The sequence below is a fragment of the Natrinema salsiterrestre genome (assembly GCF_029502005.1).
Classification (GTDB): domain Archaea; phylum Halobacteriota; class Halobacteria; order Halobacteriales; family Natrialbaceae; genus Natrinema; species Natrinema salsiterrestre.
Window position 1 is genome coordinate 1 of record NZ_JAMQOT010000007.1, and the last position, 19,846, is coordinate 19,846.

The following is a 19,846-nucleotide window of genomic DNA, read 5'->3' on the forward strand; positions in this document are numbered from 1 at the left end:
CATGGGTCGGCAGTCGGGCGAGCGTCAGAGGATGGATTGAACAGTTCGTACACTACTATAACACACAGCGACCGCACCAGTCACTCAACGGACAGACGCCAGCGGAGGTGCTAAACTAGACAGTGCCCCCCTTCTTTTTGTGTAAGGTAGTACAGTATTGGCCTGTCCTGAACACTACTCACCGTTCATCGGACAAACACAGGATGCTCTTCAAACTGCTCTATATCTCCCTGAATCAGCGGTAGTGGCGGTTTCTGTGTCGATATCGGACGTCACTGCTCGAGTAGAGAGTATCTCGGCGATCTCCCAGTGGCGCACGTTCGGGAACCGCGAGCCGATGCTGTACGATGCTTTCCGTTCACCGCGGCCACGGCCCTCGATATCCCACTCGGAGAGTCGCTCGGCGGTGATCCCGTCTGACAGTCGCACCCTGATACTGGTAACAGACCTGCTTGAACGGCGTGCAGTCAGCCGCCTCGAGGGCGATCGGGTCGGCGTCGGGCCGCTGGTTCATCTCCTCGAAGCTCGCCGTTTGACTCGAGCCTGCCCACAGCCCACGCGGACCGCGTCGACAGGAATGCCGAATCGACTCGCCGCCGAGCTCGCCGGCTCGGCCTCAACGACGCGGCTCATCGAGAACCACCGTCCTCGTAGTTAGCTCTCGTTGAGCGCGTACAAACGGGAGCGAATATCTCTCTGTGACAAATTACGCGATATTTTTCACAGGAATTGAAGATGGCTCGCTGCCCAGATCGGCATGGGGTGATCGCCTTGCGCGACCACAACCGAGTTGTGGCCGTGTGCGTTCGCTGCGAGTCGGCATACGCAGCGAAAAAACTCCTGAACGGAAGCATCCGACCCATCGGGACAGCGGCCTGTTCCTGCGGGTCGAACAACTTCCGCGTGCTGAGGTGAATCGCTCCGTTTCCCAACTGCTTTAGCTACCCTTTTTCGGACTGAAGTAGCCCGCTGACAGCTATTCTTTCCCTCTCTCCGAAGGTAGCGACGTATAATACGCAACTGTCAACATTCGCCCATCCAATATATCGGGGCCCCAGACTGATCTCCCCGTGACGGCTAGAGACCAGTTGCCGGATGCTAGCTCGCTGCCCCAACTGTGATGATGGGCTGGGAGAGCGGGTCGCAAAATACGTTTCCGAGGGAGAGGCCGTCGCAAATTTCGTCTGTACAACCTGCGACCACGAATGGTCGCTCCCGCTCTGATCCGGCCAAATTCCAGCCTTCTTTTTACGAGCGCTATCGGTCGAGAATCGTCCGCGGTCGGCCCGACCGTCGCGATCCTCGAGGGCCTGCCGAACGTCGGTATCAGTTGCTTGGTGGGCCGGATGGGCGATTAGCGACCGACTCTCGACATCCAACAGTTCGCTCCCCCGGACGAACCCGTTACGCATCGTTACCACCTCCGTGACGGCCGGGCGACGTCTCTGGATCCGGAACCGAAACGTCGACGCCAGCTGCAGAGCCGCGGCTCAGTCGCGCGTCGGTATCGCCGTCGCCACAGCGGTGGGCCCGATCATCATCGTCACCGAAGACGCGACGGAACCGATCCGCGACGTGGGCATCGCAGTGGCGACACGTCGAGTTGTCGACCGACGGCCACGGCGCGACCGTCACGCCGACCACCTCGAGAAAGCGGCCGCTAAGTGGTGTGGGAACGACCGAAGCAAAGCGGCAAAAAAGCTCGCTTTACTTATCTATTGTATGGGATCGCCCGGATTTGAACCACGGTCGGAGCAAGCTCCTGCCTGACTCAAATCCGGGCTCTTTCCGATTCCTGCTGCTCGCGGTTTTGCTCGCAGCAGTAGTATGGGATCGCCCGGATTTGAACCGGGGTCACGGGCACCCAAGGCCCGAAGTATACCAAGCTAACCCACGATCCCGTACCACCCCTACCGGTCGCACGTCATAAAGGGTTTCGTTACGGTCCGAACCGTTTTGCCTGCCGCTGTGGTAGCGCCGGCCATGACAGGCCTCGAGCTCCTGATTTTGGTCCTCGTTCTCGTACTCGTCCTCGCTGCGGCACGGATCGTGCGGGCGATCAGCCCGTTCATCGTCAACGCGGTGGTCGGACTCCTGGTGTTGTATCTCGCACAGGCGCTCTTCGGGTTCGCAGTGGCGGTGACGCCGGTTACGATCGCGATCGTCGCTATCGGCGGCGTTCCGGGGTCGCTGCTCGTCCTCGCGCTCTCGTTTTTCGGCGTCGGGTTCGTCCCCTGAGCCCGTCGAACGACCGGCTCACTTCCCGAGCATCTGTGCGATCTCCTCGTCGGTCGCTTCGGTGACCGTGTCCGGATCGGGCGTCAGGTCCACGGCTGATTCGTCTTCCCACTCGGCCAGTAGCGACGCGACCTCGTCGTCGGTCGCTTCCGGGAGGGAATCGTCGGCGTCGTCGGCGACGACGACGCTGTCGAAGATCGTTCCGAACGTGGAGACGACCCGATCCTCGTGGCGGGTCGGATCGAAGTGACAGTGTGCGTAGGCGTCGACGCTCGAGAGCCGGTTCGTGAGGACGTGCGTGAACTGGAAGACGTCCTTGGGTGAGGTGTGTCGGAGGAGGGCATCGAGGGAGTCGAAACAGACCGTGATCTCCTCGTCGGTCTCGGCCCAGTGTTTACAGAATCGACTGACTGCGACGCCGATTTCCGAGAGGTCGGTCGGGTCGGGTACCGTGTCGGAGACGACCGGCTCGGTGAAATCCGGGACTGACTCGGCGCCGTCGTCGGTCAGTACGTTCCCGACGGTGAGCAGTCCGAGTTTGCGGTCGACCGTTTCTCCGTCCGGATACGCCGGCACCTCGTCGTTGAACGTCACCGTGAGATGGGCCGTGCCGCCGTCGTCGTGACACAGCGCTTCGCAGGCGTCCGGCTCGTCGTGTCTCGAGTGGACGAGCAAAACGTTCGCCGGTGGATCGATCGCGGCTGGCGTAGTCGGTTCCATGGTGACAGTGGTGGGGTCGTACCCCGTCGTTGACCACTGATTGTTTCCTCTCGTTCTTTACCGTTCCGGCCGGCGACAGGTTCGAAAAACGACTTTGGCCGCGCCACGGCTGGGATCGGACGGACTCGGTATCCCCGAACGCGACGGCTAGAGGTCCGTATCGCGAAGTTCGAGGTCCGCGACGAGCTCGTAGGGGTGGGCGTCCTTGCGGATGCCGTCGAGGAGCATGAACGCCTGCCCGGGCTCGAGGAAGTGTTCGGTGACGACCTGTCCCAGCGGCGTGGGTTCGAAGCCGTCGATGAAGTCGTACTCGAGGAGCTTCCCGATGGCGTGTTTGGTGGGGACTTCACCGAGCATGCGGTCGTTGAGCGCTTTCGCTGCCTTTCCGCCGACGGTGATGTTCGCGAGGGTTTCCTCGACAGCGGCGGCCTCGTCGTAGTGGGTCATCACCGACTCCATCTCGCCTTTGAGCAGTTTGAACGCGACCTCGTCTTCGGTCATCTCCATGGAGTTGTGGTAGACGGTGTCGGGCTCGACGAGGACGTACACCGTGCCCTTGTCGTGGTAGTCGGGCCGGCCCGCGCGGCCGAGCATCTGGTGGAACTCCTGGACCGAGAGCCACTCGATCCCCATCGCCAGCGAGTCGAAAATCACCTGCGAGGCGGGGAAGTCGACCCCCGCGGCCAGCGCGGCGGTCGTGACGACGGCGGAGAGTTCCTGCTCGCCGAACTTGCGTTCGACCTCTTTCCGGCGCTTGTAGTCGAGGCCGGCGTGGTACGGTGCGGCGGAGTAGTCGAGCTTCCGCGAAATCTCGTGACAGCGCCGCCGGGAGTTGGTGAAGATGATCGTCTGCCCGCGATACCCCTTCGAGGACTCGGTATCGAACTCGCGTCTGACGAGTTTGTTCTCGACGCGGACCTTCTCCTGGCCGTCCGCGAAGGTGACGTGGCGCTCGATCGGCACCGGCCGCTCCTCGAACTCGATGAGCGTCGCCTCGAGGGCCTCGGTGAGCTGTTCGGGGTTCCCGACGGTCGCCGAGAGGTAGACCCACTGCGCGCCGCCGTAGTCGTCCCGTCGCTTCGCTCGCTGCTCGCACGTGTATTTGAGCCGCGAAATCAGGCCGTCGAGTCGGTGACCTCGATCCTCTTCCTTGAGGGTGTGGACCTCGTCGATGACGACGGTTCCGATGTCGCCCATGTCCTTGCCCGTTCGCAGGGCGTGGTCGATCCCCTCGTAGGTGCCGACGATGACGTCGGCGTTGGGGTCGAACCGCTCGCCCTCGTCGGCGACCCGGCTCGCGCCCACGCGAATGGAGACGTCGACGAGGTGGCCGTACTCGTCCTGAAAGTCCTCGTACTTCTGGTTGGCCAGCGCCACGAGGGGAACGAGAAAGAGCATCGTCCCCTTGTTGTTCAGTACGCGGTTGATCCCGGCCAGTTCGCCGATGAGGGTCTTCCCGGTCGCCGTCGCGGAGACGACGAGCTGGTCGTCGCCGTCGAAGAGGCCGTGCTCGACGGAGAGGCTCTGGACCGGCAGCAGGGTATCGAACCGGTCCTCGAGCAGGTCCTGCAGCCCCGGATGCAGGTTCAGCGAGTCGGTCCGAACGGGGTCGACCTCGTCGGTCGTCGCCGAGATGGTATCGAACTTCGTCAGATCGGGATCGAGCTGGCCCTTGAGCAGGTTGACGATCCGCTCGAGGTCCTGGACCTCCATCATGAGGTCCTCGAGGCGGTCTTTCGCGGCACCCGACACCTCGCCGCCGCCGGAAAAGGACAGCTGGCGCTCGAGTTCCTGCCGTGCGCAGTCCCGGCAGATCCAGTCGTCGTCATCCTTGACGGCGGTATCGGTCGTAATCGGCGAATATCGCCCCGCAGAGGCGCAGTAACGGCAGGTCCGGACGGTCTTGACTTTGTCCTCGAGCTGGTAGCCCGCGAGCATCTCTTGTAGGTCGCGTCGCCCCGCGGACGAGGTCTGCTCGGAGATGCGGATCCGCTTCGCTCGGCGAGCGAGCTCGACGAACTCGTCGGGCTGGCGCGGCTCTTCGCTCGAGCCCTCCTTCAGCCGGAACTTCGCGGGCCGGAGGCCGGCCGAGGTCTCGGAGAGCCCGAGTTTCGCCCGGAACAGCCGTTTGCCGTCACGTTCGACGACGATCAGATAGTCGTCGCCCGTCTCGTGACAGAAGATCGTTTCGACCTGCTGGACCTGCTTCGACACGATACCCGATAGACGGGTGGCGTACTTGAGCGATTCGGACTCGGATACGGGGTCGGTCGTTCGAGTCGGAGTGAGAGAAGACGGCGGAGTCGGCCCGGTCGTCTAGAAGTTCCCGTTGACGATGTCGCTGACCCGCTGTGGATCGTACAGCTGCTCGTCGACGTCGTAGAGCTGTTCGGCCGCGCGCTGCGTGACGACGAGGTTCGTGATCGGCCCCTGATAGAGGGGACCGCCGCGGTAGACGTCGTCGTTCTGGACCGCAGTCAGCTCGCGGGCGGTGTCGTCGTCTTCCATCTGCGAGACGATCTCGTCCCGGAACTCCGCGGCGGTCTTGGCTTCCTGTCCGCGGAACAGGATGATCTCGGGATCGATCTCGAGGAGCGTCTCGTAGTCGATCTTTCCGCGCGTGCTGTGGAAGTCTCGTACGTCCGTGTCGGCGAACGCGTCGTTGACCTTCAGCTCGCGCCACTGCTTGAAACTCGTTCCCTCGCCGATCAGGTACGGGGAGAACGAACCCATATCGCTCTCGACGGCCCACATGATCGCGACGGTCGGTCGCTCGCCCTCCGACGGGACGATATCCGCGACGTTCGACTGGAACTCGTCGTGGAGGGAGACGAACTCCTCGTATCGCTCGGTCTCCTGGAACACCTCGGCGAGCTTCCCGAACGCTTCGTACAGGGAGAGGTACGCGTAGTCTTCGTGCCACGGGTAGCCGGTCGAAAAGATGCTGTTGCCGAAGAACGGCGCGATGTCGCGTTCGATGTCTTCGATATCGCTCTCGCTGACGTCGTCGCCGAACCGGTTCGTCAGGAAGTTGGGATCGATGACGTGGACGTCGCCGTCGAGTTCGTAGAACGTCTCCGGATCGATGCCGTCGTCGGAGAGCCGCGTCATTCCGTCTTTGCTGACACTGACGTCGGGGATCTCGTCGTAATACTGCGTGTGGTATCGGGACGGCAGCCAGACCCCTTCCGGCGGCTCCTGTCCGAGCGCGATTCCCATGTCGGCCCAGCTGCCGTTGTTGGCGACCCACGTCTCCGGGACGTCGGGGAACTCGACTTCTCCGACCGGCTCCATCGTCACCGTGTACGAGTCGCCGTCCGATGGCCCTCCCTCGCTTCCCCCACCGGTACAGCCGGCCAACACGCCCATACCGGCGATCGCACTGCTCGTTCGAATGACGTCTCGCCTCGTCCAGCTCCGTTCGTCGGTCATCACGTTTTAGGCGAGCCTAAAAATATAAAACCCTTCCGACTGCCGACGACCGGTCACCGGTCCGAAAGCGCTCGTTTGGGGAGGACCTGCAGTTCGGGCTCGTATTCGACGGTGGCTTCGACCCCGAAGACGTCGGCGAGTAGCTGTTCTGTCACGACCTCTTCGGGCGGCCCCCAGTCGTACAGTTCACCGTCACGCATCGCGACCAGATAGTCCGCGAAGCGAGCGGCCTGCGAGATATCGTGGAGGATGACGGCCACGGTGACGCCCTTCCGCTCGTTGAGCTGGCGGATCGTCTCGAGGACGCGAAACTGGTGGTGGACGTCGAGGAAGGTCGTCGGCTCGTCGAGCAACAGGACGTCGGTGTCCTGTGCTAACACCATGGCGATCCACGCGAGCTGTTTCTGGCCACCGCTCAGCTGGCCGAGTTCGGCGTCGCGGAGCGCTTCGATCCCCGCCAGTTCGATGGCGCGTTCGACCGCCGCGTGATCCTCGTCGCTGACGCCGTCGAAGAAACCCCGGTAGGGGTAGCGGCCGTGATAGACGAGATCCTCGACCGAGATCGAGCTCAGCGAGTCGTTCTCCTGCGAGAGGACGCCCAGTTCGCGCGCCAGCTCCTTCTGACTGAACGACTCGAGATCGCTGCCGTGGATCCGGACCGTCCCCGCGTCCGGCTCGAGGTGGTTCGAGAGCGCCTTCAGGAGCGTACTCTTCCCGCTGCCGTTCGGACCGACGAGTGCGGTCACCGCCTCCTCGGGAATGTCGAGGCGCGCACAGTCGACGACGGTCTCCTCGCTCGTCGGATAACTGAGCTCGAGGCTGTCGCCGACCAGTGCGCTCTCGACTGCGATGCCGTTGTCGTCAGTGATTCGCTCTTGCCCTCGGTCCGCGTCTCCCTGTGTGCGTGCCATTATAGTTCACCCATCGACTGCTGTTTGCGCATCAGATAGAGGAAGTACGGGCCGCCGATAAGTCCGGTCACGACGCCGACGGGCATCTGCGTTCCCCCCAGGGCGAGCCGCGCGCCGACGTCGGCGGTGACCATCAGCGCGGGGCCGGCGAAGACGCAGCCGACCATCAGCCGTCGGTAGTCGCCCCCGACCGTGTTCCGGACGATGTGAGGAACGACGAGACCGAAGAAGCTGACGACGCCCGCCACGGCGATCGCGGCACTCGCGGCCAGAATGGCGACCGCCGAGAGGAAAAAGCGGACCCGCTCGACGCGCATCCCGAGCGAACGGGCGGTGTTCTCACCCAGCATGAGCACGTTCAACTGGCGCGCACCGGCGAGTGCGATCGCGATCGAAACGGCCGCCGGCAGGACCGCGATTCGGACTTCCTCCCAGCCGGTACCGGTGAACGAGCCCGTGATCCAGGCGATCGCCGTCTGTACGACCCCCAGATCGTCCGCGAAGAAGAACAGCCCCTGCTGGAGCGACTGGAAGACCATGTTGACGATCACGCCCGCGAGGACGAGTCGGACGGGGCTCGTGCCGCCTTTCCAGGCGATCGTATAGACGATCGCGAACGCGACCGTCCCGCCCAGCGCGGCGATCAGCGGCAAAAACGGCGTGAGGCCGCTGAAGACGACCAGCGTCGCCAGAACGGCGAACCCCGCACCGGAGCTGACCCCCAGCACGAACGGACTCGCCAGTTCGTTACGCGTCACGGCCTGGAAGACCGCACCGGAGACCGAGAGCGTCGCACCGGTGATGATCGCGACGAACACTCGCGGTAACCGGAGATTCCAGACGACGACGCTCTCGGTGCTCATCTCCGGTCGCTCCGTCCCGAACAGGAACGACGACCAGGCGTCGAGGTCGAAGATCACGGCGGGGTTGAAGACCGCCGTCCAGGCCTGGCGGAACGTCATCGAGTATTCCCCGAAACTCACTTGCACGAGGCCGGCGGCGATGGTAACGACCATGCTCGCCAGACAGAAGAGGACGAGCGTCCCCGTGACCCATCCTTCCCGCTTCCGGGTGGTTGCGCGGTCCACCACCGACTGCGATTCTGCCATTGGCATTTAGGTATCCCTAAAATACGTATAGAAGTTGCGATTGTCGGATCGGGTGCCCCGCCGCTCGCTCTCGGTCGGCTGTTCCCCTCGATTTGGTGCGTACGGTCACCGACCCGGCGAGGGGCCGTCACTCGAGCAATCGGATCTCGTCGTCCCCGTTCGGAACGGCACAGATGAACGCACTGGGCTCGTCGCCCTCGTTGCGGTACCAGTGGACCGTGCCCGCGGGGATGAGCAGCGAGTCGCCCGGTTCGACCGCGTACTCCTCGTCTCCTATCCCGACCGTGTACTCGCCCGCGAGGACGTACTGCTCGTGTTCGACCTCGTTGGTGTGTTCCGGGACGGCGCCACCGGGCTCGAGGACGAACCGCCGGATCGCGAAGTTCGGCGCGCCGTGGTCGTCGGCGATCAGGACGCCCTTCTCGAGGCCGTCGGCGGCGGAGACCGTCTCGTACTCGATCTCGTCGCCGCGTCGCAGCACAGGCTCGGTCATACCGGACGTGGGCGTCGGATCTACAAAACCGTCCGGGTCGGACGCCGGCAGACGGCGTTCCCTGCCCTACACCGTCCGCCGAAGTTTCGTGAGAAGATACCAGAGTCCGCCGACGATTCCACAGACGAGAACGAGATTGAACGCGATGACGAAGAGCTCCGGGATTCCGATCGAGAGCGTAGTCATAAAATAATATCCCAGTCATCGACTCCATAACAGTATCGGTCTTCGATCCGCTATGGATCGATAGCGATACGTTCGCCACCGACGACGGTGCCGTGGCTCGGGAGCGATAAAATACTGCAGTCAAGTGCCGATACCGTTACGAATTCCGCCTTACAGGCGCTCGACGTTCGTCGCGCGCGGGCCCTTGGGGGCCTGCTCGATATCGAACTCGAGCTCCTGTCCTTCTTCCAGGTCGGGGCCGCCGATGTCTTCCATGTGGAAGAACACGTCGTCGTCCGCGTCCTCAGTCTCGATGAATCCGTAGCCGCCAGTGTCGTTGAAGAAATCAACGGTTCCTTTCGCCATTGCTTCTGAAGAGAAGCGCCAGGTAGACATAAAGCCTGCGACTCGAGAATCGGTTCGAAAAGCGGATAGAACGGCGGTTCGCTGCTCAGCTGTTCCCTGTGGGCGTCATATCACACACTGTCGCCGCCCTCCAGTCGCTGGATCGAAATCGCGATGAAGTAGACCAGCATGAACAGGAAGAACCCGCCGGACAGTCCGACGAGCTCGACGGTGCCGACGCCACCGGGGTTGAGTACGGCGAACGTCGCCATCCCGACGACGAACACCCCGATGATGAACACCCCGACGCCGTAGTAGAACCCGAGATCGGACTCGAAGAACGATCGCATGGGTGCGGGTTTCGTCGGTACGACCAAAACGGTATCGACACGCTCGAGGCGGTCTGCTCACCGCGGTCGACGGGTCCGAATCCGGCGGCCGTCTCGCTCGGCTCGGTTCTGTCAGCCGAAGTTCCTTATAGCACTCCGAACAAACGACCGGTATGACGGAGTACGAGCTCGACGCGGTCGATCGGGAAATCCTCTACGCGTTACAGGAAGAGGCCCGGAACCTCTCCTCGAGCGAGATCGCCGAGCGGACCGAGGCCTCCTCGAGTACGGTTCGAAAGCGGATTCAGCGGCTGGAGTCGGAGGGGGTCATCAAGGGGTACAGCGCGAACATCGATTACACGGAGTCCGGCTATCCGATTCGAATGCTCCTGTTCTGTACGGCACCGATCACGGAGCGGGGCGAATACGTCGACGGGATTCTCAATATTTCCGGCGTCGTGTCGGTCCAGGAGCTGATACGGGGCGAGCGTAACCTCCTCGTAACGGTCGTCGGCGAAACTGATAGGGATATCACGCCGATCGCCCGGGAGATTTCGGATATGGGGTTGACGATCACCGACGAGGTGCTCGTTCGCAGTCAACACTCGACGTCGTTCGACGAATTTTCGTCACGGTGAACTCGATGCCGTCGGCGATCTCTCTTCGACGGGACGGTACAGACGCCGCTCGATCGGCCTGAGTTCAGCTGTTAGCGGCTCTATCCCGGCCTTCGTCCGATTTCCGCCCGACTTTTCGGTCGTCTCTGCCTCCTCGTCTCATCGAGTGCTATGCAGTACCAAACTAGATGTCGAACGAATTGTTCGAATCGAAGCCTATAATAACCACTCTGTTCATATATCGTCTGAAGACGACCAGTTCTGCAAGTGTTGCCGCGAACGGCGCGCGGTGACAGGGCGAACCCCGCTGGTCCGCGTGTGAAACCGAAGTATGATCGATGACCCATCACTCGACGGCGACGTCGCACAACTCTCCGAACCGAGGCCACCGAGTTCGTTCGTTCCGCGAGCGTCGACCTGGACGGTCTGGGCGCTCTTTCTGTGCAGCGTCGGGGTACTCGCCCTGACGATCCGAAGCGGAGCCGGATGGGAGCTTTCGGACCTCCTGCGAGTCGACGGGCTGACGGCGATCATGTGGGTCGTGGTCACCTTCTTCAGCGGGATCGTCCACAGTTACTCCCGACGATACATGGCGGGCGACCGCGCTATCGATCGGTTCTACGCCCGCGTCTTCGCGTTCACGCTCGTGGTCATGACGATGACCGCCGCGAATCACATCGCGCTGTTTGCGGCCGCGTGGCTGGCGATGGGGCTGGTGATGGCGTCGCTCATCGGACACGTCCGCGACTGGGCGCAGGCTCAGGCCGCCGCGGCGCTCGCTCGGCGGTACTTCCTCGCCAGCAGCGGACTGCTCGCCGCCGCGCTGGCCGCGCTGGCCTGGGCGACGGGGACGACCACCGTCACCGGCATCCTCGAGGCCCTCGAGAGCGCACCGAACGCGGTCACGTTCGTCGCCGCCGCGGCGATCGTTCTCGCGGCGATCATCCAGTCCGCGCTCTTTCCCTTCCACAACTGGCTGCTGTCGTCGATGACCGCACCGACGCCGGCGTCCGCATTGATGCACGCCGGCTTCGTCAATGCGGGCGGCGTCCTGCTCACCAGATTCGCGCCGCTGCTCGCCGACGAACTCGTCGTCATGTCGGCGATCGTCGTCGTCGGCGCGTGCAGCGCCCTGCTCGGACAGGCCATGGTGCTCGTTCAGCCGAACGTCAAACGCGAACTCGGCTGCTCGACCATGGCCCAGATGGGCTTTATGATACTGCAGTGCGGACTCGGCTTCTTCGCCGCCGCGATCGCACACCTCATCCTGCACGGCTTCTACAAGGCGTATCTCTTCCTGTCGGCGGGCGCGACCGTCGAGCGGACGGCGCCCGGACACGCCGACCACGCCCGACTCGGGTTCCCCGGCGTCGCCGTCAGCCTGCTCACGGCCGTCGGCGGCGGCGTCCTGTTCGGCGTCCTCACCGGGAAAGCGACGAGTCTCTCGTTGAACAGCGGCACCGTCTTGACGATCGTCGTCGTCCTGACGACGCTGACAGCCGCCCGCGATATCCTCCGACGGTCGACGCTCCCGACGTCGGTTCGGTTCGTCAGCGTTCCGCTGGTCGTCCTGTTCGCCATCGGCGGCTACGCCGCACTGTTCAACGCCGTCTCGACGATGCTCTCGGGAGTGCCGATGACGTACGTGTCGACCGACCTGACCGTCGCCCACTCCCTCGTCGTCGCCCTGTTCGTCGGCTCGTATCTCGTGACCGAACTGGGCTGGCACCGCTCGAGCACTCGCCTCTACGTCTCGCTGCTGAACGTCTCGAAACCGGATCCGTCGACCGTTCTCACCACCAAGGAGGAATACGATGACGTCTGACCACACGTCCGACCGCCGTCGCATCGACGACAGTATCGACCGCGCGGCCGACGCGCTCGGCTCGGTCTGGCCGCTGCACTCCTTCGTCACGGCCAACCCCCTCTCGGGGTTCGAAGACGAGCCGTTTCACCGGGCCGTCGCGGACGGCGAGCGACTGTTCGGCGGCCGCGGCTACCCGCGTCCGTCCGTCTTCCGCCGCGCCTGGGACGAGGGCCGGATCGATCCGGACGTGCTGCGCGACGAACTCGAGGCCCGCGGCATCGACCGGGACCCCGAGACGCTCCTCGACGAGCTGGCCGAGGCCGAAACAGACGGCGGCACCGAGACCGATCCCGCGACGGCGACCGTCGACCGGGTGCTCTCGAAGTGGCTCGCCGCGTTTCTCGATCACGGCCAGGCGAAGTGGTCGATGCCCGACCGCGAGCAGGGATTCTACGCCGCCTGGCGCGATGTCGCTCCGTACGATCGCGACGTCCCCGGCTGTAGCGACCCTGACGACCTCCCCGAAGCGCCGATCGACGCGCTCGAGGCGGTCCTCAGCGACTATCCCGAAGGCCGCTGGGTGGACATCGTCGAACACCACCTCGCCGCGCTCCCCGGCTGGAGCGGATTCGTCAAACAGCGTGCCGACGGTGACGCCGATCCGTGGCAACAGGAGTACCCGATCACGCTGAACGGGTATCTCGCGGTGCGGCTAACGCTGGCCGACCTGCTGGACGCACCGATCGATCCCGATGACGCCGACGCTGTCAGCGGGAGTACCGATACTACCGTTCCCGCCGATGGCGACGGCGAGGGCGACGAGGTGCCGCTCCCCGAAATCTGGTTGACCGCCTGGGAGGGGAGCTATCGAGAGCAGCTCCTCGAGGCGATCGACGACACGGTCACGGATCCGTCCCGCGGCGACGGCTCGCGACCGGCGGCACAGCTCGTGTTCTGCATCGACACTCGCTCGGAGGTGATCCGCCGTCACATCGAGGCCCAGGGACCCTACGAGACGCACGGCTACGCGGGCTTCTTCGGCGTTCCGATGCGCTACCGGGGCTACGACGCCGAGATCGATATCGACGCCTGTCCGCCGATCGTCGACCCGGCCCATCGCGTCGTCGACCGTCCGGCGGACGATTCGGACGCCGCGACCGCCCGCGACCGGTGGACCGGACTGGTGAACGCGGCCCGCAAACACTTCGGGGCGCTCAAGCACAACGTCGTCTCCGCGTTCACGTTCGTCGAGGGCGGCGGGGCCGCCTACGGCTCCGCGATGGCGACGCGGACGCTGTCGCCCGGGACCGTCTCCGCGCTCGAGGGCGCCCTGGAGGAGCGCGTGCCGAGCCTTCAGGAGTTCTGTTCCCCCGCCGTCGACGAGGACGAGTACGGCGATCACGCCCACGGCGCGGCCGAGCTCCCGCAGGGGATGCGCCTCGAGGAAAAGGTCGAGTACGCCGCCACCGCCTTCGAGCTCATGGGCTGGGAGGAGTTCGCTCGCCTGGTCGTCTTCACCGGCCACGCGAGCGAGACGACGAACAATCCCTTCGACTCGAGCCTCGACTGCGGCGCCTGCGCCGGGAATCCGGGCGGACCGAACGCCCGCGTGCTCGCGGCGATCTGCAACGACGAGGACGTCCGCGAGGCCCTCCGCGATCGCGGCTTCGACGTCCCCGAGGACACCGTCTTCCTCGCGGGCGAACACAACACCACGACCGACGAGATCACCCTGTTCGACGATGCAGTACCGGAGAGTCACCGCGACGACCTCGAGACGCTCCGCGAGGACCTCGCCCGCGCGCAGACCGGGGCCGCGGCCGAGCGCACTCCGTCGGCGGACGACGCCGACGCGGCCGTCGACGAGGTGAAACGGAAGGCGGCCGACTGGGCCGAGACGCGTCCCGAGTGGGGGCTTGCCGGGAACGCCTCCTTCGTCATCGGCCCGCGCGAACTCACCGACGATCGGAATCTCGCCGGCCGCGCGTTCCTCCACTCCTACGACTGGACGACCGATCCGGACGGCGAGGCGCTCGAGGCGATCCTGGCCGGGCCGCTGGTCGTCACCCAGTGGATCAACAACCAGTACTACTTCGCGACCGTGGACAACGCCGTCTACGGGAGCGGCTCGAAGGTCACCCAGAACCCGGTCGGCAACGTCGGCGTCGTACAGGGCAACGGCGGCGACCTGATGACCGGCCTGCCGCTCCAGTCGTTGAAGAGCGGCGACGACCGACCGCACCACCAGCCGCTCCGCCTGACGGCGGTCGTCCACGCCCCGGTCGACCGCGTAACGGAAATCCTGCGCGAGCACGAGGACGTCCGTCGACTGCTCGACAACGGCTGGATCGGGGACCTGACCGTCGTCGATCCCGACCGCGGCAACGAGCGGTTCCGCTACGGCGGCGACCTCGAGTGGGAGACCGACGCCGAGATCGAGGCCGCGGCGGAGAGCGAGCCCGCGCCGACGCCACAGCCGGCGGCCGACGACTGAAGCCCCGTTCCCTCTTGTTCCGACGCCCGTTCTGGCTACCGAACGCGTTCCACTGACTACCGAGAGAGGAGACTGCGGGTCGTGGCCTCGTAGCCCTCGGGAACGAGGGCCGCGAGCGCGTCGGGATCGGTCTCGCCGTTGACGGAGACGAGATACGTTCGGCCGGATTCGTCGCCGTAGATCCCCTGGAAATCGTAGACGAACCCGTAGACGTCGACGGTGTCCGGCACGTCGGCTGCCTCGCGGAGGGACCGCGCCTGGTAGTCGACGTTGTACTCGACGAGCTGGTTGATCACGCGCTCGTCGTCCGCGTCGGCGTCGACCAGCCCGCTCTCGAGGGCCTCCTCGACGACGGGAACGAGCATGTCGACCCACTTGTCGACCCCCTGCGGACCCGGCGGGCGCTCGCCGGTCGCGACCCGGTAGGCGGCGGTGACGGCGCCACAGCCGGTGTGGCCGACGACGGCGACGACGTCGGTCCCGGTGTGGTATATCGGATAGAGGATTCCCCCGTCGATGATCCGCTCGCCGTCGTCCTCGTCCCAGACCTGATTCCCGATGTTGCTCGGCGTGAAGACCGCACCCGGACGATCGATACCCCACATGCCTTCGTGTGAGACCCGCGAATCCGAACAACAGATCGCGACGACGGTCGGGTGCTGGCCCGTCTGGACCTCCGCGAAGTAGTCGTCGGGCAGCGCCTCGACGTGGCGCTCGTTGCCCGCGAGGAGCCGCTCGAGGATCTCGTGATCAGTCCCCATACGTCACGTACACGGACGCGTCCCAAAAAGATTCGACCGACGAGGGCCTGAACTGTTGGTTTCGGCCGCTGCGGTGGTATATTCTATCGTGAACTTCCGCGAGCCCAATATTAACCTACTGGAACTCCCATAGGGACGTATGGCAGAAACCAGACAATGGCAACTCGCCAGCCGGCCCGTCGGCGAACCGACGCACGACAACTTCGAACTCGTCACCGTCGAGCGGCCCGAACCGGGCGACGGCGAGGTCCTCGTGAAGACGCTGTATCAGTCCGTCGACCCCTATATGCGCGGCCGGATGCGCGACGCGGAATCGTACGCCGAGCCGTGGGACGTGGGCGACCCGATGCGGGCGGGGATCGTCGGCGAGGTCCTCGAGTCAAACGCCGACGGGTTCGACGAGGGTGACGTCGTCACCGGCGACCTCCTCTGGGCGGAGCACGCGGTCGGCGACGCGGACGAACTCCGGAACGTGAACCCGGAACTCGGCCCGGTCTCGACGGCGCTCGGCGTCCTGGGGATGCCCGGCGTGACGGCCTACTGGGGGCTGCTCGACGTCGGCGACCCGAAGCCCGGCGACACCGTGTTCGTCTCCGCCGCCGCGGGAGCGGTCGGCTCCGTCGTCGGCCAGCTCGCCCGGCTCAACGGCGCGCGCGTCGTCGGAACCGCCGGTAGCGACGAGAAGATCGACTGGCTCACCGAGGAGCTCGGCTTCGACGCCGCGATCAACTACAAGGAGACCGACGACCTCTCCGGCGCAGTGGCCGAGACCTGTCCGAACGGGATCGACGTCTACTTCGACAACGTCGGCGGCCCGATCACCGACGCCGTCTGGCCCCGCCTCAACGAGTTCTCTCGAGTCGCGATCTGCGGCCAGATCTCGCTGTACAACGAGACCGAGGTCCCGACCGGCCCCCGAAAGCTCGCGACGCTCATCGAGAAGCGCGCGAAAGTCGAAGGCCTGCTCGTCAGCGACTACGAGAACCGCTGGGGCGAAGCCCTCACGCGACTCTCGCAGTTCATCGGCGAGGGCGAACTGCAGTACCGCGAGAACGTCGTCGAGGGCTTCGAGAACGCGCCCGACGCGTTCCTCGGGCTGTTCGAGGGTGACAACATCGGCAAACAGCTGGTCAAAGTCGCGGATCGAGACGCGTAAGCGCGCGGACGAACGGAGGTTTCCGAATTTTTGTCGCTCAGTCCGTCAGCCCGTAGCCGATCTCGAACAGGTAGACGTCGATCGCCAGGACGAGAACGGTTCCCGTCGTGAGCACCCCGAGCGAGACCAGCGGCGCGAACTCGGTGTAGGGCGCGGGCAGGATGCCGACTCCGATCAGATCCGAGTAGCCCAGCAGTCCGTACCGGACGCTGTCGACCATGTAGACCATCGGGTTCAGCAGGGAGAGGTTCACCTGCCAGGCCTGCTCGAACGTCTCGAGCGAGTAGAAGACTGCGCCGAAGAACACCAGCGGCCGGAGGATGAACTGGTTCATCACGGTCAGGTCGTCGAAGTCCCGCGCGATGAGCCCGCCGATGATGCCGAACCCGGCGAACAGCGACGTGATGACGACCATCGTGGCCACGAGGTAGAGGCCGTGTTTGATACCGATCGGGACGAACACCCGACCGACGGCGGCGATGATGAGGCCGACGACGAGCCCTCGCACCGCGCTGGCGCCGACGTAGGCGACGACCATCTCGACGTAGGACAGCGGCGAGGTCAGCGTCTCGTGGATGTACTCGTTCCACCGGCCGTGGAAGATCGAGAACGAGGCGTTCTCGAAGGCGTTCGAGATCGCACCCAGCACGATGAGGCCGGGCACGATGAAGAGGATGTAGTCGTAGCCCGCGATCTGGTCGATCCGGTTGCCGAGGATCACGCCGAAGACGGCGAAGTAGAGCACGTTCGTGATCGCCGGCGGCATGAACGTGTTCTTGGGTCGGCGGACGAATCGCAGTATTTCACGGCGGAAGAGCGCGCGGAAGCCCACCGACAGCATCAGGCGACCCCCTCCTGCTCTCGCTCTCGCTCCTGCTCGCGGCTCACCGGTGGTTCCTCGTCCGCGCCGTCCGCCGACGACCGAGTCACGGTCCGATCCTCGCTTCGCGTCAGGTCGACGAAGATCTCCTCGAGCGAGGTCCGGGTGATCTCGAGGTCGGCGATCTCGTGGCCCATCGCCTCGAGGTCGTTGAGCAACTGCGGCGCGGTCGACCCGCCGTCGTCGACCCGGACCTCGAGTCGGTCACCCGAGACCGTCGTTTCGTGTGCGTAGGGGCCGAGTTCGGGCTCGACGGACGGTGCGGACTCGAGGCGCACGGCGATCGTGTCGGTGCCGCGCTGTTTCAGTTCGTCCGGCGTCGCGACGGTCACCTTCCGGCCCTCGTTCATGATCGCGACCCGATCACAGAGGCGTTCGGCCTCCTCGATGTAGTGGGTCGTCAGGAGGATCGTCGTCCCCTCCTCGTTGAGTTCCCGCACGAGTTCCCAGAGGTCGTGCCGGAGCTGGACGTCGACGCCGGCGGTCGGTTCGTCCAGGATCAGCAGGTCGGGTTCGGTCACCAGCGCTCGAGCGAGCAGGAGGCGGCGTTTCATCCCGCCGGAGAGCCAGTCGAAGCGCTCGTCGCGCTTGTCGTAGATTCCGACGCGCTTGAGGACCTCGTCGGCTCGGTCGGCCGCTTCGTCTTCGGGGACGCCGTGATAGCCCGCCTTGTGTTTCAACACCTCTCGAATCGTAAAGAACCGGTCGACGTTGAACTCCTGCGGTGCGAGCCCGATCGCGTCCCGAGCCCGTCGATAGTCGTCCTCGACGTCGTAGCCGAAGACTCGCGCCTCGCCGCCGGTCTTGCGAACCAGGCCGACCAGCGTGTTGATGAACGTCGTCTTCCCCGCCCCGTTGGGGCCGAGGAGACCGAAGAACTCGCCTTCCTCGACGGTCAGCGACAGCTCCTGCAGGGCGCGCAACTCACCATACTCCTTCACGAGGTCGACGGTCTCGATGGCCGGTGGCATCGGCCCAGCATCGGCCCCGACCGCGGTTAAGAATGTTGGTCTCGGCACTCTCGCCGGCCGCTACGGCCGGTACCGGCTCTCATACCCGCTCGCCGATCGGCCTAATCCGCGCTCTGCAGTCGACTCGAGAGCGCGACCGCACCGCTCTGTTGGACGATGTCGAAGGCCGTCATCACGTCGGTCCGCGAGATCAGCCCCACGAGGTCGTCGTCTTCGCCCGGCGTCTCACTGCGCGAACCGTCAGCGGACCGGTGGTCCGCGCTATCGACGACGATCAGGCGGCCGATATCGTGTTCCCGCATTCGTTCGATGGCCGTCATCGCGTCCGAATCGGCGGTGATCGTCTGCAGATCGGTCGTCATCACGTCTTCGACGGTGTAGGCGTCGCGCTCGACCGGCTCGACGTCGCGGGCGTCGGACAGCGTCACGAGACCGACGAGTCGTTCCCCCTCGAACGCGTTGCTATCGACGACCGGATAGCCGGTGTGGCGCTCCGTGAACATCCGCTGGATCAGCTCCGCGATCGTCGTCTCCGGCTCGACGGTGTGGAGATCCGCCGCCGACGTCATGATGTCGCCGACGGTGACGTCCTGAAACGCGGCCTTCATCGTCACCTGTTGGGCTTCGCTCGAGGCCGCGATGTAGACGAAGAAGGCGACGCCGATCAGGATGGGGTTGAACGTGACGAAGAGGCCGAACAGCCCCATGGCGACCGCGAACAGCTTGCCGACGCTGGCTGCCTGCTGGGTCGCCCGCGCGTACGGTTGGTTACGCGCCAACAGCGCGCGGAGAACGCGACCGCCGTCCATCGGAAACGCGGGGACCATATTGAAGAACGCGAGTGCGACGTTCAGGATGGCGAGGTAGCCGAGCACGAACCGCGCGCCGCTGAGGCTCTCGGGGGTGACGACGAAGAGCCCGTAGGAGCCGACGCCGACCAGGATGCTGACGATCGGGCCGGCGACGGCGATGGTGAGTTCCTGTCGCCAGTTCTCGGGCATCTCCGAGAAGGCGGCGATGCCGCCGAACAGCCAGAGCGTGATCGAGTCGATCGGAAACCCGTAGCGCTGGGCGGTCAGCGAGTGGCCGAGTTCGTGGAGGACGACGCCGACGAACAGGCCGACCGCGGCGGCCAGTCCGAGCAGCCACGGTGACAGGCCGCCGGTGACCGCACCGATATCGATTCCCGCACCGAGCCCCTGGTTCAGTATCCCCGCGACCTCGTCGATCTGCGCACCGATGAGATACGCGAACAACGGGAGCACCAGCAGGAAGGTCAGATCCAGTTTGATCGGGATTCCGAAGAGGGAGCCGATCCGGAAACTCCTCATACCAACCCGTTCCGGCGGCGGAACCTTAAATACGCCGACGAGATGACCGGTCGGTCGCGGAACTCCGTGACGGCACCGCGTGTTACC

Annotated in this window: 20 protein-coding genes and 1 tRNA gene; 6 read left to right on the forward strand and 15 right to left on the reverse strand. The window is 64.8% G+C overall.

Features of this window, described 5'->3' with window-relative positions; genetic code table 11:
- The coding region (locus NDI89_RS17680) for an integrase core domain-containing protein (RefSeq protein ID WP_277523737.1) at positions 1 to 119 on the forward strand (119 nt) is incomplete at its 5' end.
- A 239-nt stretch (positions 120 to 358) separates the two neighbouring features.
- Here the strand turns inward: NDI89_RS17680 and NDI89_RS23855 are convergent.
- The 3 genes from NDI89_RS23855 to NDI89_RS17695 form a co-directional block, all read right to left on the reverse strand.
- Positions 359 to 514, reverse strand: coding sequence for a hypothetical protein (locus NDI89_RS23855; protein ID WP_307729455.1), 156 nt, complete (start codon positions 512 to 514; stop codon positions 359 to 361).
- Positions 515 to 1,404: 890 nt separating this feature from the next.
- Positions 1,405 to 1,644 (reverse strand): DUF7563 family protein, encoded by a 240-nt coding sequence (locus tag NDI89_RS17690; protein WP_277523399.1) that lies wholly within the window; start codon positions 1,642 to 1,644, stop codon positions 1,405 to 1,407.
- 184 nt (positions 1,645 to 1,828) lie between these two features.
- A tRNA-Pro gene (locus NDI89_RS17695) sits at positions 1,829 to 1,901 on the reverse strand.
- A gap of 82 nt (positions 1,902 to 1,983) precedes the next feature.
- On the opposite strand from NDI89_RS17695, the gene NDI89_RS17700 reads away from it, so the two are divergent.
- Positions 1,984 to 2,238, forward strand: a complete 255-nt coding sequence (locus tag NDI89_RS17700) for a pro-sigmaK processing inhibitor BofA family protein (protein ID WP_277523401.1) — start codon at positions 1,984 to 1,986, stop codon at positions 2,236 to 2,238.
- Between the two features lie 18 nt (positions 2,239 to 2,256).
- On the opposite strand, the gene NDI89_RS17705 is transcribed toward NDI89_RS17700, so the two are convergent.
- The 8 genes from NDI89_RS17705 to NDI89_RS17740 form a co-directional block, all read right to left on the reverse strand.
- Positions 2,257 to 2,958, reverse strand: a complete 702-nt coding sequence (locus NDI89_RS17705) for a DUF7504 family protein (protein ID WP_277523404.1) — start codon at positions 2,956 to 2,958, stop codon at positions 2,257 to 2,259.
- A gap of 147 nt (positions 2,959 to 3,105) precedes the next feature.
- Positions 3,106 to 5,172 carry a DEAD/DEAH box helicase gene (locus NDI89_RS17710; RefSeq protein WP_277523406.1) on the reverse strand — a complete coding sequence of 689 codons (2,067 nt, stop codon included), beginning with the start codon at positions 5,170 to 5,172 and terminating at the stop codon, positions 3,106 to 3,108.
- Between the two features lie 102 nt (positions 5,173 to 5,274).
- Complete coding sequence (locus NDI89_RS17715) at positions 5,275 to 6,390, reverse strand: ABC transporter substrate-binding protein (RefSeq protein ID WP_277523408.1); 1,116 nt, start codon at positions 6,388 to 6,390, stop codon at positions 5,275 to 5,277.
- Between the two features lie 53 nt (positions 6,391 to 6,443).
- Positions 6,444 to 7,301, reverse strand: coding sequence for an ABC transporter ATP-binding protein (locus NDI89_RS17720; protein WP_277523411.1), 858 nt, complete (start codon positions 7,299 to 7,301; stop codon positions 6,444 to 6,446).
- Positions 7,301 to 8,410 (reverse strand): FecCD family ABC transporter permease, encoded by a 1,110-nt coding sequence (locus NDI89_RS17725; protein WP_277523413.1) that lies wholly within the window; start codon positions 8,408 to 8,410, stop codon positions 7,301 to 7,303. The genes NDI89_RS17720 and NDI89_RS17725 overlap by 1 nt, the downstream gene beginning before the upstream one ends.
- Positions 8,411 to 8,537: 127 nt before the next feature.
- Positions 8,538 to 8,903 (reverse strand): cupin domain-containing protein, encoded by a 366-nt coding sequence (locus NDI89_RS17730; RefSeq protein WP_277523416.1) that lies wholly within the window; start codon positions 8,901 to 8,903, stop codon positions 8,538 to 8,540.
- A 336-nt stretch (positions 8,904 to 9,239) separates the two neighbouring features.
- The gene (locus tag NDI89_RS17735; RefSeq protein ID WP_005554588.1) at positions 9,240 to 9,434 is read right to left on the reverse strand and encodes a cold-shock protein; all 195 of its coding nucleotides are present in this window, start codon (positions 9,432 to 9,434) and stop codon (positions 9,240 to 9,242) included.
- Positions 9,435 to 9,544: 110 nt separating this feature from the next.
- Complete coding sequence (locus tag NDI89_RS17740; RefSeq protein WP_277523418.1) at positions 9,545 to 9,763, reverse strand: hypothetical protein; 219 nt, start codon at positions 9,761 to 9,763, stop codon at positions 9,545 to 9,547.
- Between the two features lie 152 nt (positions 9,764 to 9,915).
- On the opposite strand from NDI89_RS17740, the gene NDI89_RS17745 reads away from it, so the two are divergent.
- From NDI89_RS17745 to NDI89_RS17755, 3 genes are all read left to right on the forward strand, one after another.
- The gene (locus tag NDI89_RS17745) at positions 9,916 to 10,380 is read left to right on the forward strand and encodes an Lrp/AsnC family transcriptional regulator (protein WP_277523420.1); all 465 of its coding nucleotides are present in this window, start codon (positions 9,916 to 9,918) and stop codon (positions 10,378 to 10,380) included.
- A gap of 310 nt (positions 10,381 to 10,690) precedes the next feature.
- Positions 10,691 to 12,184, forward strand: a complete 1,494-nt coding sequence (locus NDI89_RS17750) for a proton-conducting transporter transmembrane domain-containing protein (protein ID WP_277523422.1) — start codon at positions 10,691 to 10,693, stop codon at positions 12,182 to 12,184.
- Positions 12,174 to 14,660: a DUF2309 domain-containing protein gene (locus NDI89_RS17755; protein ID WP_277523424.1), complete on the forward strand. Its 2,487-nt coding sequence runs from the start codon at positions 12,174 to 12,176 to the stop codon at positions 14,658 to 14,660. The genes NDI89_RS17750 and NDI89_RS17755 overlap by 11 nt, the downstream gene beginning before the upstream one ends.
- 56 nt (positions 14,661 to 14,716) lie before the next feature.
- Here NDI89_RS17755 and NDI89_RS17760 read toward each other — a convergent pair whose 3' ends face one another.
- Positions 14,717 to 15,421 (reverse strand): carbonic anhydrase, encoded by a 705-nt coding sequence (locus NDI89_RS17760; protein ID WP_277523426.1) that lies wholly within the window; start codon positions 15,419 to 15,421, stop codon positions 14,717 to 14,719.
- Positions 15,422 to 15,560: 139 nt separating this feature from the next.
- On the opposite strand from NDI89_RS17760, the gene NDI89_RS17765 reads away from it, so the two are divergent.
- The gene (locus NDI89_RS17765) at positions 15,561 to 16,577 is read left to right on the forward strand and encodes an NADP-dependent oxidoreductase (RefSeq protein WP_277523427.1); all 1,017 of its coding nucleotides are present in this window, start codon (positions 15,561 to 15,563) and stop codon (positions 16,575 to 16,577) included.
- A 37-nt stretch (positions 16,578 to 16,614) separates the two neighbouring features.
- Here the strand turns inward: NDI89_RS17765 and NDI89_RS17770 are convergent, their stop codons facing one another.
- From NDI89_RS17770 to NDI89_RS17780, 3 genes are all read right to left on the reverse strand, one after another.
- Positions 16,615 to 17,418 carry an ABC transporter permease gene (locus NDI89_RS17770; RefSeq protein ID WP_277523429.1) on the reverse strand — a complete coding sequence of 268 codons (804 nt, stop codon included), beginning with the start codon at positions 17,416 to 17,418 and terminating at the stop codon, positions 16,615 to 16,617.
- On the reverse strand, positions 17,418 to 18,428 hold the full coding sequence (locus tag NDI89_RS17775) for an ABC transporter ATP-binding protein (protein WP_277523431.1): 1,011 nt from the start codon (positions 18,426 to 18,428) through the stop codon (positions 17,418 to 17,420). The genes NDI89_RS17770 and NDI89_RS17775 overlap by 1 nt, the downstream gene beginning before the upstream one ends.
- Before the next feature lie 101 nt (positions 18,429 to 18,529).
- Positions 18,530 to 19,759 carry a site-2 protease family protein gene (locus tag NDI89_RS17780; RefSeq protein WP_277523432.1) on the reverse strand — a complete coding sequence of 410 codons (1,230 nt, stop codon included), beginning with the start codon at positions 19,757 to 19,759 and terminating at the stop codon, positions 18,530 to 18,532.
- Positions 19,760 to 19,846: the final 87 nt, after the last annotated feature.